The 15,985-nt window shown below is 66.1% G+C and carries 14 protein-coding genes and 3 tRNA genes; 9 read left to right on the top strand and 8 right to left on the bottom strand.

Annotated elements, in window-relative coordinates; translation table 11 throughout:
• Positions 1–88: 88 nt before the first annotated feature.
• The 4 genes from AB4Y35_RS15900 to earP all read right to left on the bottom strand — a co-directional run bounded on the left by AB4Y35_RS15900 (position 89) and on the right by earP (position 4,231).
• A complete protein-coding gene (locus tag AB4Y35_RS15900; RefSeq protein WP_342921866.1) occupies positions 89–1,474 on the bottom strand; it encodes a sigma-54 dependent transcriptional regulator in 1,386 nt (461 codons plus the stop codon).
• Positions 1,475–1,803: 329 nt separating this feature from the next.
• Positions 1,804–2,013, bottom strand: coding sequence for a CsbD family protein (locus tag AB4Y35_RS15895; protein WP_368686604.1), 210 nt, complete (start codon positions 2,011–2,013; stop codon positions 1,804–1,806).
• Between the two features lie 307 nt (positions 2,014–2,320).
• Positions 2,321–2,878 (bottom strand): elongation factor P, encoded by a 558-nt coding sequence (gene efp, locus AB4Y35_RS15890; protein WP_133183590.1) that lies wholly within the window; start codon positions 2,876–2,878, stop codon positions 2,321–2,323.
• A 168-nt stretch (positions 2,879–3,046) separates the two neighbouring features.
• Positions 3,047–4,231 (bottom strand): elongation factor P maturation arginine rhamnosyltransferase EarP, encoded by a 1,185-nt coding sequence (gene earP, locus AB4Y35_RS15885; RefSeq protein ID WP_368705031.1) that lies wholly within the window; start codon positions 4,229–4,231, stop codon positions 3,047–3,049.
• Positions 4,232–4,431: 200 nt separating this feature from the next.
• Here earP and uvrC point away from each other — a divergent pair, with 200 nt between their 5' ends.
• The 7 genes from uvrC to AB4Y35_RS15850 all read left to right on the top strand — a co-directional run bounded on the left by uvrC (position 4,432) and on the right by AB4Y35_RS15850 (position 8,939).
• Positions 4,432–6,648, top strand: coding sequence for an excinuclease ABC subunit UvrC (uvrC, locus tag AB4Y35_RS15880; protein WP_368705030.1), 2,217 nt, complete (start codon positions 4,432–4,434; stop codon positions 6,646–6,648).
• Positions 6,649–6,770: 122 nt separating this feature from the next.
• The gene (gene pgsA, locus AB4Y35_RS15875) at positions 6,771–7,361 is read left to right on the top strand and encodes a CDP-diacylglycerol--glycerol-3-phosphate 3-phosphatidyltransferase (RefSeq protein ID WP_368705029.1); all 591 of its coding nucleotides are present in this window, start codon (positions 6,771–6,773) and stop codon (positions 7,359–7,361) included.
• A gap of 174 nt (positions 7,362–7,535) precedes the next feature.
• A tRNA-Gly gene (locus tag AB4Y35_RS15870) sits at positions 7,536–7,611 on the top strand.
• A gap of 79 nt (positions 7,612–7,690) precedes the next feature.
• Positions 7,691–7,766, top strand: a tRNA-Gly gene (locus tag AB4Y35_RS15865).
• 128 nt (positions 7,767–7,894) lie between these two features.
• Positions 7,895–7,968, top strand: a tRNA-Cys gene (locus tag AB4Y35_RS15860).
• Positions 7,969–8,092: 124 nt separating this feature from the next.
• Complete coding sequence (locus tag AB4Y35_RS15855; RefSeq protein ID WP_368705028.1) at positions 8,093–8,365, top strand: DUF2164 domain-containing protein; 273 nt, start codon at positions 8,093–8,095, stop codon at positions 8,363–8,365.
• An 85-nt stretch (positions 8,366–8,450) separates the two neighbouring features.
• Positions 8,451–8,939, top strand: coding sequence for a GNAT family N-acetyltransferase (locus AB4Y35_RS15850; protein WP_368705027.1), 489 nt, complete (start codon positions 8,451–8,453; stop codon positions 8,937–8,939).
• Between the two features lie 39 nt (positions 8,940–8,978).
• Here AB4Y35_RS15850 and AB4Y35_RS15845 read toward each other — a convergent pair whose 3' ends face one another.
• The 3 genes from AB4Y35_RS15845 to AB4Y35_RS15835 form a co-directional block, all read right to left on the bottom strand.
• Positions 8,979–9,863, bottom strand: coding sequence for a cytochrome c oxidase assembly protein (locus AB4Y35_RS15845; RefSeq protein WP_368705419.1), 885 nt, complete (start codon positions 9,861–9,863; stop codon positions 8,979–8,981).
• A gap of 89 nt (positions 9,864–9,952) precedes the next feature.
• A complete protein-coding gene (locus tag AB4Y35_RS15840; protein WP_368686600.1) occupies positions 9,953–10,420 on the bottom strand; it encodes a copper chaperone PCu(A)C in 468 nt (155 codons plus the stop codon).
• Positions 10,421–10,486: 66 nt separating this feature from the next.
• Positions 10,487–11,080, bottom strand: a complete 594-nt coding sequence (locus AB4Y35_RS15835) for an SCO family protein (protein WP_368705418.1) — start codon at positions 11,078–11,080, stop codon at positions 10,487–10,489.
• Positions 11,081–11,440: 360 nt separating this feature from the next.
• Between AB4Y35_RS15835 and otsB the strand changes: the two genes are divergently transcribed.
• Both otsB and otsA read left to right on the top strand, forming a co-directional pair.
• Complete coding sequence (otsB, locus tag AB4Y35_RS15830) at positions 11,441–12,193, top strand: trehalose-phosphatase (protein WP_368705026.1); 753 nt, start codon at positions 11,441–11,443, stop codon at positions 12,191–12,193.
• 112 nt (positions 12,194–12,305) lie between these two features.
• Positions 12,306–13,736, top strand: a complete 1,431-nt coding sequence (gene otsA / locus AB4Y35_RS15825; RefSeq protein WP_368705025.1) for an alpha,alpha-trehalose-phosphate synthase (UDP-forming) — start codon at positions 12,306–12,308, stop codon at positions 13,734–13,736.
• 132 nt (positions 13,737–13,868) lie between these two features.
• Here the strand turns inward: otsA and AB4Y35_RS15820 are convergent, their stop codons facing one another.
• Entirely contained in the window at positions 13,869–15,704 is a 1,836-nt protein-coding gene (locus AB4Y35_RS15820) for an ABC transporter ATP-binding protein (RefSeq protein WP_368705024.1), read from the bottom strand.
• Positions 15,705–15,985: the final 281 nt, after the last annotated feature.

Below are 15,985 nucleotides of genomic sequence, written 5' to 3'. Positions count from 1 at the left end.
CCCTGACTGCCGCATCGGCGCAATGAAACAAGGCTGTCCTTCGGAAACGAAGGGCAGCCTTTTTACAACGTGCGTGCGCTTTGCCGGTTCAGTTGAGCCGCATGCGCTGGAGCTTGTTGTAGAGCGTCTTGGGGCTGATGCCGAGCAGCGACGCGGCGCGGTGCCGCGTGCCGCCCACGGCGTCGAGCGTCGCGCGGATCAGCATTTCCTCCACGTCGGCGAGTGGCGTGCCCACGGTGACCTGCACGCGGCCGCCGTTCATCTCGCGCGGGCCCGCGCCGCTGCTTTCCTCGGCCTGCAGCGTTTCCAGCACCTCGCCCGAGGCGTGCCACGCGCGCCTCACGCGTTCGTGCAGTTCGCGCACGTTGCCGGGCCAGTCATACGCGAGGCACTCGCGGATGAACGAGGGCGCGACGAGCCGCGTCGCGCCGGCCAGACCGTGCGCCTGGGCCTCCTGATTGAGTTCGTCGATGCACGCGAGCGCGAGCAGGGCAGCGTCGTCGTCGCGCTCTCGCAGCGGTGGCAGCTGGATCGCCGCGGCGTCGAGGCGCAGCCACAGATCGTCGTGCAGCGCGCCCTGCTGGACGGCTTCGCGCGGGTTCGCGCGGGTTGCCGCGATCAGGCGGAAATCGGTGCCCACCTCGCTGTTGCCGCCCACGCGCATGAAGGTCTGCGAATCGAGCGCGCGCAGCAGCGTTTCCTGCTGCTCGCGCGGCAGGTCGGTCAGCTCGTCGATGAAGAGCGTGCCGCCGCTCGCCTGATCGACGAGACCCGGCTCGCGCTGTTCCGCGCCGCTGAACGCACCGCGCTCGTGGCCGAACAGCACGCTCGCCAGCGGCCGGCCCGCGGCCGCCTCGGCCACGAGCGAGCGCGCGTCGCACACAATGAACGGCCCCTTGCGGCGGCGGCTCAGCTGGTGCAGCGTGCGCGCCGCGACTTCCTTGCCCGTGCCGGCTTCGCCGTGCACGAGCAGCGCCGCTTCGGTGGGCGCGAGCTGTTCGAGCGTGTCGTAGACATGCTGGATCGCACTGCTGCGCCCGAGCATCGGCCCGAAGTGGCCCATCTTGCGCAGCGTGGCGCGCAGCGCGCGGACTTCCTCGGTCAGCTCGTAAGGACGCGGAATGCGCGCGAGCAGGCTGCGCAGGCGCGGAATGTTGACGGGCTTGAGCAGATAGTCCCAGATGCCGTGGCGCAGGCCTTCGATCGCGCTTTCGACCGTGGCGTTGCCGGTCATCACGATCACGGGCAGCGCGCCGCCTGGCGGCTGCGCGGGCAAATGCGGCAGCAACTCGAGGCCGCCGCCATCGGGCAGGTTCAGGTCGACGAGTACGACGTCGGGGATGAAGCGCGCTAGGGCGGCGCGCGCTTCGGCGAGGGTGGCAGCGGTGTCGACGGAGAACCCGTCGGCCGACAGGATCGCAGAGAGACCTGACAGGCTATTGGGATCGTCTTCGACAATCAGGGCGTGTGGCATGGCGGTAGCGGCTTACGGATGAGCGCAGTCGCGCCGGCGCTGCGCGCGCGGGGTCGCGCACGCGCCCCGGCAGGCAGCCGCGCGGCGCGCGGGAGCGCGGCACGATGCGAAAGATTTCACCGAGATCACGGAGATGTCTCGTAGCAGGGTGTTCAGTTCCGGTCCTCCCAGTTGTGCTGCGCCAGAGCGGGGGCGCGACGGCGTTGCCCGGCAGCGTGGCGGCCGGGCAGCAGCGCAAGCCCGAAGCGCGAGGCGCTTTGGCATGCGTGCAACCCCCTGTTTGCCTGCAAGTGGGCGACCACCGCACCGGCCATGCCGTGGACGGTGCGTCAGTCGCGTGGCCGGTGCGCGTCGAACCAGCGGCGCACTTCCAGTTCTGCCTCGTCACGCGTCTTGCCGTAACGTTCCTGGATAAGCCCGGCGAGCCGATCCGCACGGCCTTCGGCCTTTGCGAGTTCGTCGTCCGTCAACTCGCCCCATGCCGCTTTGGCCTTGCCGATCATCTGCTTCCACTTGCCTTCGGCAATGTCGTTGTTCATTGTGTTTCTCCTGATAAGGGGAAAGAGCGTGGTACGCATGCTCTCTCACCCCACAGCAGAAACCGTGCCGCGGGAGTCACTTTGACCGGTGCGCGCCGCGCTTGCTTGGCCGCTTGCCCGCTGAAGGCGGCAAGCACGCAATCCATTGCGCATAACCGGTAAGGTTTTCCGTAGCACTCTCAAACATACACGTTCGGCAAAAAAAGAAAAAGCGCCCCGAGGGGGCGCTTTCATCGCGGTGTCCGCCTTTTGCCGCCGGGGCGGCGGGCGGGCGCCTTGTTGGCCTGACGCTGCGTTCAGGCTGCTTTTAGGCGCGGCTGCGGTACTCGTTCGTACGCGTGTCGATTTCGATCTTGTCGCCGATGTTGCAGAAGAGCGGCACTTGCAGCTCGAAACCGGTGTTCAGCTTGGCGGTCTTCAGGACCTTGCCCGACGACGTGTCGCCCTTGACGGCCGGTTCCGTGTAGATGATCTCGCGCACCAGCACGGTCGGCAGTTCGACCGAGATGGCCTTCTCGTTGTAGAACACGACTTCGCAGGCCATGCCGTCTTCGAGGTAGTTCAGGGCGTCGCCCATCATCTCGCCTTCGACTTCGAACTGGTTGTAGTCGGCGTCCATGAACACGTACATCGGGTCGGCGAAGTACGAGTACGTCACTTCCTTGCGATCCAGCACGACGACGTCGAACTTGTCGTCCGCCTTGTACACGGTTTCCATGCCCGCGCCGGTCAGCAGGTTCTTGAACTTCATCTTCACGACGGCGGAGTTGCGGCCCGATTTGTTGTATTCGGCCTTCTGCACGACCATTGCGTCGTTACCGATCATCACGACGTTGCCGACGCGGAGTTCCTGTGCGGTCTTCATAGTAAAAAACTGTCCTGTCCAGATTGAGTAGCTTCGAGTGTGCTCGACGGCAAACGTCGCAAGCGGATTCGGTTGCTGCTGCTGCAGTTGCTGCGACCCTCTTTCATGCGTGCACGATGGAGGGCGCGGAACTCGAAGCGCTTGAGACGGCTGCCGTCGGATAACCGCTTATTTTAACTGACTTTTTGCGAATTCGGCGAGATTTCCGGCGAGATCGCCAACCTGCCCGAGTTCGGCCGCCCAGGCGTTGGCACGCGCCGCGTAGACGGGCAGATGCTGCGCAAAATCGGCCCAGTCCGGCGTGCCGCGGCCATTCCACGCATGCCAGAAGCGTTCGAGCGCGGCGCGCGGCGCCTTCGGCAGCGTGCGGCCGTAGTGCGCGAGCGCGGCGTCGAGCTTCGGCAGATGGGCGTCGTCGGCTTGCGGATAGATGTGCCACACGAACGGTCGCGCGGCCCATTGCGCGCGCACGAACGAGTCCTCGCCGCGCACGAAGTTCAGGTCGCTCGCCCAGAGCAGGGGGTCGTAACCGCGCTGCTCGGTGAACGCCAGTGCGTGCGCGCGCAGCGCACCGCGCGTGGCCTGCGAGCCTGCACCGAACGCCGGCTCGCCGAAAAAGCGCGCGAGCGCGCCGGAGATGCGGCCCTCCGGCACGAGCAGGACCACCGGCTTCGCGCCGTCGCGCCATTGCTCGAGCAGCGGGTCGACGGCGGGGTTCTCATAGGCGAACAGCGAGATCACGGTGGCGTCCGGCCCGGGCGGCGCGCCGCCCGTGGCGCGCTGCCACCATGCGGCACGCTCGTCGGGCGAGCGCTCGAAGTCGGCGCGCCCGCCATCGAGCGTGCGCTCCTTGAGCACGCCCCCCGTGCCGGGGCCGAGGCCGGGAAAGAAGAAGTGCTTGGCGAGCGCGTAGCGCGGGTGCGGCGAGGGCCGCAGATGAAAGTCCGCGACCCAGTCCTCGGCGCTCAGATATTCGAGGTTGAGCCAGACGGGCTTGCGCGCGCGCCCGGCCATCGCCGCGACATAGACGCCCGGCAGCTCGCACGCGAACGCCTCGATCACGACATCGGCGATCTGCAGCGTGTCGCCCGCATGCTCGGGCGCGTGCCAGTGTTCGATCACTACGCCTTCGACCGCTTGCGTGGCGCGGCCCGGGTCGAGCGCGGGGCAGAGCTGCTGGAACGCGTGCAGGTCGTCGACGAACAGGCGCACCTGCCAGCCGTGCTCGTGCGCGAGCTGGCGTACGAGCCGCCAGCACACGCCGATGTCGCCGAAATTGTCGATGACGGCGCAAAAGAGGTCGCAGGCAATGGCGCTAGCGCTGGCGGTGGTGGGCGTGGGGGCTTCTGTCATGGGTAGCGGACGACGCGGAGAATCAGGACCGCCATGCTGCAAGCGGGTGGGGAACGCCCGGCCGGCAAGTTCGGCGCAGGCTCCGTGCGGCATGGAATGATCTAAACTTGCGATTCTAGGACACAGCCATGAATGCGTCGCGACGGCGGCGCCAGGCCAGGTCTCATCTCTCTCGACGCACCGCCCGTCCCCGAAACTGGATGACCGACACCGACGTTTTCGACCCGAAAAAGGCGCTCGCGCAGTTGCCGCATCTGCCGGGTGTGTACCGCTACTACGACGCGCAAGGCGCGGTCCTCTACGTCGGCAAGGCGCGCGACCTGAAAAAGCGCGTGTCGAGCTACTTCACCAAGACGCAGCTTTCGCCGCGCATCGCGATGATGATCACGCGTATCGCGCGCATCGAAACCACGGTCACGCGTTCCGAGGCCGAGGCGCTGCTGCTCGAAAACAACCTCATCAAGGCGCTCACGCCGCGCTACAACATCCTTTTTCGCGACGACAAGTCGTATCCGTTTCTCAAGATCACCGGGCACAAGTTCCCGCGCATGGCGTACTACCGCGGCGCGGTGGATCGCAACAACCAGTACTTCGGGCCGTTTCCGAGCGCCTCGGCGGTGCGCGAGAGCATCCAGATCCTGCAACGCGTATTCCAGTTGCGCACCTGCGAGGACTCGGTGTTCAACAACCGCACGCGGCCTTGCCTGCTGCATCAGATCGGGCGTTGCACGGCGCCTTGCGTGGGCGCCATCGGCGAAGAGGATTACGCGCGCGACGTGAGCAACGCATCGCGCTTTTTGCTGGGCCGTCAGAACGAGGTGATGAAGGAACTGGAGACGAAGATGCACGCGTTCGCCTCCGAGCTGAAGTTCGAGCAGGCGGCGTCCGTGCGCAACCAGATGAGTTCGCTGTCGACGGTGCTGCATCAACAGGCCATCGAAACCGGCAGCGAGAGCGACGTCGATATTCTTGCCGTGGTGGCGCTGGGCGGGCGCGTTTGCGTGAATCTCGCGATGGTGCGCGGCGGCCGGCATCTGGGCGACAAGGCTTATTTCCCCGCGCATGTGGAGCGCGCGCTGACCGACGAGGAGGGCGGCGTCGCTGAGGAAATCGACAGCGAGACGGTGGTCGCAGCGAGCGCGCTGAAGTCGCTGCCGTCGCTCGCGCGCAAGACGGTGGAGGACTACGTCGAGGAAGCGCAAGCGGACGACGCACGCGACGATGCGGCGCTCGAAGCGGATCCGCTCGCCATCGCGGCCGATCTTGCCGGCGACGACGACGCGGCAAGCGATGCCGAATCCGCCACGGCCGCACTCGAGCCGCAGGGGGATGCGCGCAGAACGCGCGAGATCGGCATCGAATCGGAAGTGCTCGACGCCTTCATCGCGCAGCATTACTTCGGCAATCGTGTGCCGCCCGTGCTGGTGGTGAGCCATCCGCCCGCGAACCGCGAACTCGTGGACGTGCTGAGCGAGCAGGCCGGGCACAAGGTCGCGGTGCTGCGTCAGCCGCAAGGTCAGAAGCGCGCATGGCTCGCCATGGCCGAACAAAACGCGCGCCTCGCGCTCGCGCGTCTGCTCTCCGAGCAGGGCTCGCAGCAGGCCCGCACGCGCACGCTCGCGCAACTGCTCGGGCTCGAACTGGACGATCTCGCGCATCTGCGCATCGAGTGCTTCGACATCAGCCACACGATGGGCGAGGCGACCCAGGCCTCATGCGTGGTCTATCACCATCACAAGATGCAGTCGGCCGAGTACCGGCGCTACAACATCACGGGCATCACGCCCGGCGACGACTACGCCGCCATGCGCCAGGTGCTCACGCGGCGCTACGAGAAGATGGTCGCGCAAGCGGCGCGCGCCGAAGCCGACGAGACGCCGCCGGTGCCGGCGCCCGATCCCGCCGACCCGGATGCAGAGTCGCAAGCCGTGGAGGCCGGCGAGACCGTCGAAGCCCCGCCGCCCGGCGGCACGCTGCCCAACATCGTGCTGATCGACGGCGGCAAGGGGCAGGTCGAGATCGCGCGCCAGGTGTTCACCGAACTGGGTCTCGATCCGGCGATGCTGGTGGGCGTGGCGAAGGGCGAGGGCCGCAAGGTCGGCCTCGAAACGCTCGTATTCGCCGACGGCCGCGCGCCGCTCGAACTCGGCAAGGAGAGCGCCGCGCTCATGCTCGTCGCGCAGATCCGCGACGAAGCGCACCGCTTCGCCATCACGGGCATGCGCGCGAAGCGCGGCAAAACGCGTCAGACTTCGCGTCTCGAAGAGCTGGAGGGCGTGGGGGCGAAGCGTCGCCAGCGCCTGCTCGCGCGCTTTGGCGGCCTGCGCGGCGTGATGTCGGCGAGCGTGGAGGATCTGGCGAGCGTGGAGGGCATCTCGCGTTCGCTTGCCGAGCAGATCTACCAGCAGCTGCACTGATGCGGCGGCGTCGTTGGCCAGCTCCGGCCTGGCCATTCCTTACGGTTGCTTGTGGCACGTGCGGCGACGCGGCACAATTGCATCTCCCATAATTGCATCTCCCCGACAGATAGCGCCAGCCGATGCCGTTCAATATTCCGATTCTCCTGACCTGGCTGCGGATCCTGGCGATTCCGCTCGTGGTTGGCGTGTTCTATCTGCCGCAGACGGTGCTTTCCCCGATGCAGCAGAACGTGCTGGCGATGCTGCTCTTCGTGCTGGCGGCGCTCACGGACTGGTTCGACGGTTTTCTCGCGCGCAAGTGGAATCAGACCTCCTCGTTCGGCGCCTTTCTCGACCCCGTCGCGGACAAGCTCATGGTGACCGCGGCGCTGCTCGTGCTCGTGCATCTGCAGCGGCTCGACGCCGTGATCGCGCTCGTGATCGTCGGACGTGAGATCGCGATCTCGGCGCTGCGCGAGTGGATGGCGCAGATCGGCGCGTCGAAGAGCGTGGCCGTGAATTCGCTCGGCAAGTTCAAGACCGCGTGCCAGATGGTCGCGATTCCCATGCTGCTGTTCTACGCGCCGCTCACGCTCGGCGGCGTGACGCTGTTCGACTCGCGCGTGTGGGGCGCGTGGCTCATCTACGTGGCAGCGTTCCTCACGATCTGGTCAATGCTCTACTACATGAAGCTCGCGTGGCCCCAGATCCGCGAACGCGGGAGCTTGTGAATCCCTTATGTCTTTTTCCAAAAAGATCACGCGAAGGGGTTGACACGATTCTGCGGGTTATACATAATCTCACTTCTCCGCTGCACGACAAAGTAGCAAGCAGTCAGATGCGGTAGAGATCGCAGAAGATAAGCCGAAGTTAGTTGAAAATTCGGCGAAATCTGAAGCAAATATGCGGGAGTAGCTCAGTTGGTAGAGCGCAACCTTGCCAAGGTTGAGGTCGCGAGTTCGAGACTCGTCTCCCGCTCCAGATTTTAAGGTGCGGCGTTTTTGCAGTCGCGAAAAGCGAAGTGCCGAAGCAGTAAAAGTCGCAGTAAAGCAGGACATTTGCGGGAGTAGCTCAGTTGGTAGAGCGCAACCTTGCCAAGGTTGAGGTCGCGAGTTCGAGACTCGTCTCCCGCTCCAAATGCCAAGGGGAAGCAGCGCTTCCCTTTTTGTTTGGCAGGCTTTGAGCAGCGTATCAAGCCATCAAACAAATCTGTCCGGTCGTTGCGGGCGCAAGCAGTTTGCCGCATCCCGGTCAGTCCGCTTCTGGCGCGATAGCAAAGCGGTTATGCAGCGGCCTGCAAAGCCGTGTAGGCCGGTTCGACTCCGGCTCGCGCCTCCAGATGCAAGACAAAAGCCACCTTCGGGTGGCTTTTGTCTTTTGCGCCCGCTTTGCTGCGTTTTTCGCGATGCGCGAACGCACGTGGCGCAAAATAGCCGCAACCCTTCCTCTGCGGTTTCCCCACATGTCCATCGAACTCCCCGACGACGCGCGCACCGAAGCGATTGCCTCCATCCAGCGCTATTTCGACGCGAACATGGAGGAGCCGATCGGCAACGTCGCGGCAGGCGCGCTGCTGGGCTTCTTTCTCGAAGAGATCGCGCCGGCGGTCTACAACAAGGCGATTGCCGACGCGCAGGAGAGCATGCAGGCACGCATCGTCGATCTCGACATCGATTTGCACGAAGAGCCGTTCCAGTACTGGCGCAAATACGAGCAAGCACGCCGGCGCAAGTGAGCGCTGCGCAGTGGCGGGTTTGTGGCGCGCGCGGCGCGCGGCATAATCGTGATCATTGACGATGCCTTGATGGAAATCACTGACCATGACCGTGCAGTCCACCGCCTTGCCGCTGCCCCAATTCGACTGGCAATGGAAAGCCTTTGATGCGCTCGACGCGCGCGAAGTCTACGCCATGCTCAAGCTGCGCTCCGACGCGTTCGTCGTCGAGCAGAACTGCGTGTACGGTGATATCGACGGACTCGACTTCGGCGCGTGGCATCTGTTTGCATGGAGCGAGCAGGGCGGCGTGCGAGAGCTCGCGGGCTATCTGCGCGTGCTGCTGCCCGACGCGCAGGACGCCGACGTGCGCATCGGCCGCGTGGTGACCTCGCAAAACCACCGCGGCATCAAACTCGGCAACGCGCTGCTCGAACGCGCCATCGCGCAGATCGTCCGTCAATGGCCGGACGTCGCCATGCGTCTGCATGCGCAGGCGCACCTGCAGAAGTTCTACGGTGCGTTCGGCTTCTCACCCGTTGGCGAGATTCACGACGAGGACGGCATTCCGCACGTGTGGATGCGCTCGGCCTGATTCGACGTTCATCGCACCTTGCGCCGGCACTCGAGTGCGTTACGTGCGCAAGGTGCGCTCTTCCTCCTGACGCACGCCGTCCGCCGGACGCATGCCGGGCCGACGGTCCCGCTGCAAGCGTCCGCGCGCGGATAGCCGCATCCAGTGGCGCAGCGCGACCAGCGCGCCGACCACGCTCATCATCGACCCCGGAATCCACAGTAGCAGGCCGCCGATCTGCTGGTCGCGCATGGGCGAGAGCCAGGTGAACGCGCGGCCGCAGATCGAGTAGACCGGGTAAAGCTCGCGCGGCGTAAAGAAGATGAACGCGCCGAGCACGATCTGCGGCGGAATCGCCGCGATCACGACGAGCACGCGCTTGCCCGGCGAGAGGCGCGCGGGCGGCGCGGGGCGCGAGTCGAGCACGAGCCACCAGAACAACAGCCCGTCGATCACCATGCTCCAGTTCATGACGCGGTAGAGACGCCAGTCGAGCATGGCGATGAAGTGGATCGGTGAAAAGAGCCAGAAGTAGATGAGCCCGACAAAGAGCCCGACCGCGACGACGGGATGCATGACGATGTCGAGCGCCACGCGCACGGGTCGTGCGGCGAGCGCGGGGCGCACGAAGCGCTGCCGCCACCTGAACGGAATGCCCGCGCGCAGCGCCGCGCCCGGGTAGGCGAGCGCGATGAAGAACGGCCCCAGGTGGTGCAGCACCAGATGCTGCGCGCGATGCATGAAGAACTCGTGCTCGAAGTAGTAGTCGAGACGCGTATGGAGCACGACGTAGAGCGCGCCAAGCCCGAACCAGAACGAGATCTGGCGTGCGAGCGACACCCGCGCGTGCCGCTTGCCGCGCACGAACAGCACCGCGGCGAGCAGCGTGCTGATCATCACGGTCGGCGAGGGCTCCCAGGGCTGGAGCCAGTAGAGCAGGGTCATCGCGAGCATGGCGGCGGCTTCATCGCGGATTCAACATGCTTGCGCGCGCAACCAGTCTTGAATGCGCGCGCGGTGGTAGTGCTGCGGCCTTACTGTCCCGAGGGCGGCTTGACCGCGAACGGCGTGTCGAGCGTTTCGCCGTCCGAGAACTGCAGCTTCACGTTCACCGTGTCGCCCGGCGCGACCTTGTGCTTCGCCTTCTCCAGCATCAGGTGATAGCCGCCCGGTGCGATGGCGAGCGTGCCGTGCGCGGGCACCGTCGCCTTGTGCACCATGATCATCTTCTGCGTCGAGCCATTCGAGACCGTCTGATGCAGCATGACCATGCCGTAAGCGTCGCTCGATACCCCCACGAGGTCGACCGGCTGGTCGCCATCGTTCTTGAGCGTCACGTAGCCCGCGGCCGGGAGGTCGTTGGGCAGCCAGCGCACCCATGCGTCCTGCGCGCTCAGCGTGCCGGCAGCGGCGTGTGCGGCGGGCGCGAAGGCGGCGAGCGCACCGAAGGTGCTCAGCGCGCAGCCGAGCGAGACGGTGAGTGACTTGAGGTTCTTCGTCATAACGTTTCCTGTTGCGATTGCTGTTGCGTCAAAACCCGATGATTGGACCGGCGAGGCCGCATGCGTTCACGCCGTGTCGTTTATGACGCGGCGCAGGTCATGCGCGATCGCGTCCGGAGAGTCGTGGTCGGTGGCGAGCAGGCGCGCATGGCCTTGCGCGTCGAACACATACACGGCCGAACTGTGCGTGACTTCGTAGCTGCCGTCGGGGTCGCGCTTTTCCATCTGGTAGGCCACGCGGTAGCGCCGCGCGAGCGACTCGATCTGGGCGTCGGTGCCGGTCAGGCCGCGCGCATGCCGCGCGTCGAACGCGCCTACGTAGGCGTGCAATGCCTGCGGCGTGTCGCGCGCCGGATCGACGCTGATGAAGAGTATCCGCACTTTGTCCGCATCGGGGCCGAGCTTCGCTATAACCTGCATCAGGCGCGCCATGGTTTCCGGACAGACGTCCGGGCAATGCGTGTAGCCGAAGTAGACGAGCGTCGTGTCCCCGCGAAAACTGGCGCCGGTCACGTTTTGGCCATTGTCGGCCGTGAGCGCGAAGTCGAGGTCGGGCAGATGACCGCTCACGTTCGTAAGCTGCCACGCCTCGCCCGGGTGCGAGCACGCGGCGAGCAGCACCGCACCGGCCACCACCGCCGCATGCCGCAGGCTACGCATGCCGCCGCGAAGGTAGCGGCTCAAGCGGGTGCGGAACGTGCGCAGCGTGGGCTCGAAGGTGGGGAACAAAGGCAATCTCGTCGACTCGATTGGATTATGTCGGCCGCGCTCGCTCAGACCATCGGGCTCGGCTTGTCGCTGCGACTGTAGCAAAATTGGGTCCGCGCGGTCGCGAGCGCCCCGGTCATGCCGATCGCTCGCGTCGATATGCCGCATCTTCGAGTCCGGGGATGCGTGCACAGGCGGTCAGCCCCTTACTTTCTCGATAATCGATCCAAGGCGCGGTAAGATTCGCACACTTTCCCTGGGCGCAGCCCGGGGCCATACCCGGCCAGCAGGCCGATGGGTGAAAAGAACGCAATGCAAGCACTTCCGGCAGTCCTGCCGCCTGAACAGACGGCATTTTTCTTTGATTTCGACGGCACGCTCGTCGAGCTCGCGCCCACGCCCGATGGCGTGCTCGTCCGACCGGACATGCTCGCGCTGCTGCGCGAGTTGCGCCGCGCGACCCACGGCGCGGTGGCGATCGTCTCCGGGCGCGGCATCGAGAGCATCGACGGTTTCCTCGGCATGCCCGATCTGCCCGTCGCCGGCCTGCACGGCGCCGAGCGCCGCGATGCCAACGGCGACACGCAGCGTGTCGGCTTCAACGACCAGCGCTTGCTACACATGGAGCAGGTGCTCGCGGAAGTGGTGCGTACGCATGCGGGCATGCTGCTCGAGATCAAGGGCGCGTCGCTCGCGCTGCACTACCGCAACGCGCCCGAACGAGAGGCCGAAGCGCGCGCCGCGACCGAGCGCCTCGCCGCCGATTACGCCGACGCCTACGTGCTGCAGCCCGGCAAGATGGTCTACGAAATCAAGCCGAAGGACGTCGACAAGGGCCGCGCGCTGCGCGCGTTCCTCGACGAGCCGCCGTTCGCGGGCCGCAGCCCGGTGTTCGCCGGCGACGACCTGACCGACGAGAAGGGTTTCTCTGTCGTCAACGCGCTGGGCGGGCTGTCGATCAAGGTCGGCGGCGGCGACACCATCGCGCAGACGCGCGTCGACTCGGTCGACGCGCTGATCGGCTGGCTCGCCTCGCTCGTTGCGGCCATGCCGGGCGCCCGGTGATCGCACGCATGCCTCGCTCCATCACCCACGTAGATTGCCTGCCTTGCCCGAGCCGAGGCCTCGCCTCGCGCGCGCCACGTCTTCCTGATTTCCTGCACGGACCCCGCCCCTCATGAGCCGATTGATCATCGTGTCGAACCGCGTCGCGCCGATTTCCGAAGGCGGTCCGGCCGCGGGCGGCCTCGCGGTGGGCGTGTACGACGCACTCAAGGAAACCGGCGGCATGTGGTTCGGCTGGAGCGGGGACGTGCTCACCTCCGGCCAGCCGCAGATGGCGCTCGAGGAGCGCGGTCCTGTGACCTTCGCCACCATCGGCCTGTTGCGGCGCGACTACGACCAGTATTACCGCGGTTTCTCGAACGCGACGCTCTGGCCCGCGTTCCACTACCGCGCCGATCTCGTCCAGTACGACCGCCACGAGTACGAGGGCTATAGCCGCGTGAACGCGTGGCTCGCGCAGCAGCTCGTGCCGCTGCTGCGCGAAGACGACGTGATCTGGGTCCACGACTATCACCTCATTCCGTTCGCCCAGGCGCTGCGCGCGGCGGGCGTGAAGAACCGTATCGGCTTCTTCCTGCACATTCCGTTTCCGGCCTCGCAGGTGCTGCTGGCGGTGCCGCCGCATCGCGAGCTGGTTGAGGCGCTGTGCGCGTTCGACCTGCTCGGCTTCCAGACCAAACCCGATCTGCGCGCATTCTGCGACTACATCGTGAACGAGGCGGGGGGCACGACGGCGATGCAGCCGGACGGCCTCACGCGCATCGAGGCGTTCGGGCAGACGCTCTGCGCGGGCGATTACCCGATCGGCGTCTATCCCGACGAGATCGCGGAACTCGCCAAGGCCGGCGAGCGCGGCAAGCCGGTGCGCACGCTCAAATCCACGCTGCACGGGCGCAAGGTGATCATGAGCGTGGACCGGCTCGACTACTCGAAGGGGCTCGTGGAGCGCTTTCGCGCTTTCGAACGCTTGCTCGACCACGCGCCGGCGCAGCGCAACAAGGTCTCGTTCGTGCAGATCGCGCCGCCCACGCGTGCCGACCTGCATGCCTATCAGGACATCCGGCTGCGCCTCGAGGCGGAGTCGGGTCGCATCAACGGCCGTTACGCGGAACTCGACTGGACGCCGATCTGGTACATCCACCGCCAGTACGAACGGGCGGTGCTGGCCGCGCTGTTCCGGGCGTCGAACGTCGGCTACGTCACGCCGCTGCGCGACGGCATGAACCTCGTCGCGAAGGAATACGTGTCGGCGCAGGATCCCGAGGATCCGGGCGTGCTCGTGCTCTCGCGCTTCGCCGGCGCGGCGCAGGAGCTGTCGGGCGCGCTGATCGTCAATCCGCTCGATATCGACGGCATGGCCGATGCGCTGGGCACCGCGCTTGCCATGCCGCTTGCCGAGCGCCTCGCGCGCTATCAGGACATGATGGCCCAGCTGCGCGAGAACAATGTCTCGGTCTGGCGCGACCGCTTCATGCGTGATCTCGGCCGGGTCAGCGTGCGGCAAGGGGTGAGCGCGCCGCCGCTCGAGCGCGCGCAGGGCTGAGCACCCGCGCCTCGCGCACCCGCACGAGAGCGAAAAAAGCCGCTTCAGTCGATGCACTGAAGCGGCTTTTTTGCGTTTGGGCGTCCGGGGCGAGACGCAGCGGGCAAGGCGGCCGCCTGCGCGGTGGCGGTGTCAGGCCACGTGCTTTTCGTCGGCCTTCTTGCTGCCCAGATGCAGCGTGGACTGCTTGCCGTACTGCTTGGCGAGGAGGTCGCGGTAGAGGCCCGGACGGTTGCGCAGCTCTTCCGGACTGCCGTCATCGATCACCTTGCCCGCACTCATCACGATGATGCGGTCGAAGTTGTTGAGCGTGGAGAGGCGGTGCGCGATCGCGATCACCGTGCGGCCCACCATCAGCCGGTCGAGCGCCTGCTGGATGGCCTCTTCGGACGCGCTGTCGAGCGCCGAGGTGGCTTCGTCGAGCAGCAGGATCGGCGAATTCTTGAGAATGGCGCGCGCGATCGCGATGCGCTGGCGCTGGCCGCCCGACAGCTTCACGCCGCGGTCGCCGACGATCGTGTCGTAGCCCTCGGGCATCGCTTCGATGAATTCGGCGCAGCGGGCCTCGCGGGCCGCGGCGAGCACTTCGTCGCGGCTCGCCTCGGGGCGGCCGTAGGCGATGTTTTCGTAGATCGAGCGGTGCAGCAGCGAAATGTCCTGCGGCACGAGCGCGATGGCGTGACGCAGGCTGTCCTGGGTGACGTGCGCGATGTCCTGGCCGTCGATCTTGATCGCGCCGCCCTGGGCGTCGTAGAAGTGCTGCAGCAGCGCGAGCACCGTGGTCTTGCCCGCGCCCGATTTGCCGATCAGACCCACGCGCTGGCCGGCCTCGATGCGCAGGTCGAAATGGTCGAGGATCGCCTTGCGGTGCGGATACGCGAAGGTCACGCCTTCGAAATCGACGCGGCCGCCCTGGGCCACGAGCTCCTTGGCGTCGTCGCGGTCGGGCATGCCGTGCGGCTCCAGCAGCGTCTGCACGGCCTCGGCGAGGCGTGCCACGTGCTGGGTCACGTCCACGAGTGCCACCGCGAGGTCGCGCGTGCCGTGCAGGATCGTGAAGCCGAGCGAGCTGACCAGCACGATGTCGCCCGACGTCGCCTTGCCCTGATCCCAGAGCCACAGCGCCCAGCCGAGCAGCCCGGCGGACAGCATGGCCGTGATCACGGCGTGCAGCAGACGCAGCTTTTCGAGGTAGAGCAGGCTCGAGCGGCGCGCGTCGAGTTCGGCCTTGACGGTCGAACCGAAGCGCTTCTGCTCGCGGAACGTCATGCCGAAAGCGCGCACGAGCGCCATGTTGCCGATCACGTCGACCAGCTCGCCATCCACCGCGGCCGCTTTCGAGGCGAAGGTGTGGTGGCGCGACGAGCCGCGCCCGGCCAGCTTGAAGAGGATCACCGAAAGGATCGCCGAGCAGAGCAGGAGGCCCGCCGCCATCAGCGGGTTCACGGCGATGATCATGACGATCGCGCCGGCCACGGCGATACAGGGCGGCAGCACGTTCCAGGCGGTGGTGTTCTCGGCCGTGTAGACGGCGTTCGACGTCGCCGTGATGCGGCTGGCGAGCGTGCCGGGCTGTTTTTCGGCGTAGTAAGTGGGCGAGTGTCCGCTCAGATACTGAAAGAGGTCGCGCCGCAGGTCGCCCGTCACGGCGACGAAGGTGTGCGCCGCGAACCAGCCGCCGACCCGCCAGAGCAGGTTGTCGGCGGCGATCAGGCCGACGAGGATGGCGAACGCGGTCCACAGCGGGCCCGGATGATGGCGTCCCGCTCCGAGCACGTCGATCAGATGCTTGATGGCGTACTGCGACGCAAGCGCGCAACCGACTGCCGCGAACACGCTGGCGAGCACGACAGTGTGGGCGAACGGATGGCGCTTGATGTAGCGGAAAAGGAACGCGAGCGGGTGCCGCGCATAGCTCGCAAGCTTTGCGTTGTGGGCGTTACGCTGAGCGATGGTCAGATGTTCCAATTGATCGGGTGGTCGGTCTGACGGAATTTCGTCCGTGCAAGTTCAAGGAAGATGGCGGGCGCTGAGGCGACGAACGGCTTCGGGCGCACGGCAACGAAGGCGGACTTACCGCATTGTAAACACCCCATGGGTCTCGCGCACCGCCTGTGCCCGGCGGACGCGCATCATATCGCGACACGATAGCGCGGGATACAGATTGGGGACACGTTGTTGCAGTGGAGGTTCAACAGGAATCGTGGACCGTTTTAGAGATAGGTGTTTTAGAGATAGAATTACGGATT

The organism is Paraburkholderia sp. EG286A, from assembly GCF_040965375.1.
Lineage (GTDB): Bacteria > Pseudomonadota > Gammaproteobacteria > Burkholderiales > Burkholderiaceae > Paraburkholderia.
The sequence above is the reverse complement of the archived record's forward strand: the minus strand, read 5'-3'. Positions and strand labels throughout refer to the sequence as shown.

Coding starts and splice junctions, on each gene's coding strand:
- earP (WP_368705031.1), bottom strand. CDS start 4,231: ATGACAGAAGCCCCCACGCCCACCACCGCCAGCGCTAGCGCCATTGCC.
- AB4Y35_RS15895 (WP_368686604.1), bottom strand. CDS start 2,013: ATGAACAACGACATTGCCGAAGGCAAGTGGAAGCAGATGATCGGCAAG.
- otsA (WP_368705025.1), top strand. CDS start 12,306: ATGAGCCGATTGATCATCGTGTCGAACCGCGTCGCGCCGATTTCCGAA.
- otsB (WP_368705026.1), top strand. CDS start 11,441: ATGCAAGCACTTCCGGCAGTCCTGCCGCCTGAACAGACGGCATTTTTC.
- AB4Y35_RS15850 (WP_368705027.1), top strand. CDS start 8,451: ATGACCGTGCAGTCCACCGCCTTGCCGCTGCCCCAATTCGACTGGCAA.
- pgsA (WP_368705029.1), top strand. CDS start 6,771: ATGCCGTTCAATATTCCGATTCTCCTGACCTGGCTGCGGATCCTGGCG.
- AB4Y35_RS15855 (WP_368705028.1), top strand. CDS start 8,093: ATGTCCATCGAACTCCCCGACGACGCGCGCACCGAAGCGATTGCCTCC.
- AB4Y35_RS15840 (WP_368686600.1), bottom strand. CDS start 10,420: ATGACGAAGAACCTCAAGTCACTCACCGTCTCGCTCGGCTGCGCGCTG.
- AB4Y35_RS15835 (WP_368705418.1), bottom strand. CDS start 11,080: ATGCGTAGCCTGCGGCATGCGGCGGTGGTGGCCGGTGCGGTGCTGCTC.
- AB4Y35_RS15845 (WP_368705419.1), bottom strand. CDS start 9,863: ATGACCCTGCTCTACTGGCTCCAGCCCTGGGAGCCCTCGCCGACCGTG.
- AB4Y35_RS15900 (WP_342921866.1), bottom strand. CDS start 1,474: ATGCCACACGCCCTGATTGTCGAAGACGATCCCAATAGCCTGTCAGGT.
- efp (WP_133183590.1), bottom strand. CDS start 2,878: ATGAAGACCGCACAGGAACTCCGCGTCGGCAACGTCGTGATGATCGGT.
- uvrC (WP_368705030.1), top strand. CDS start 4,432: ATGACCGACACCGACGTTTTCGACCCGAAAAAGGCGCTCGCGCAGTTG.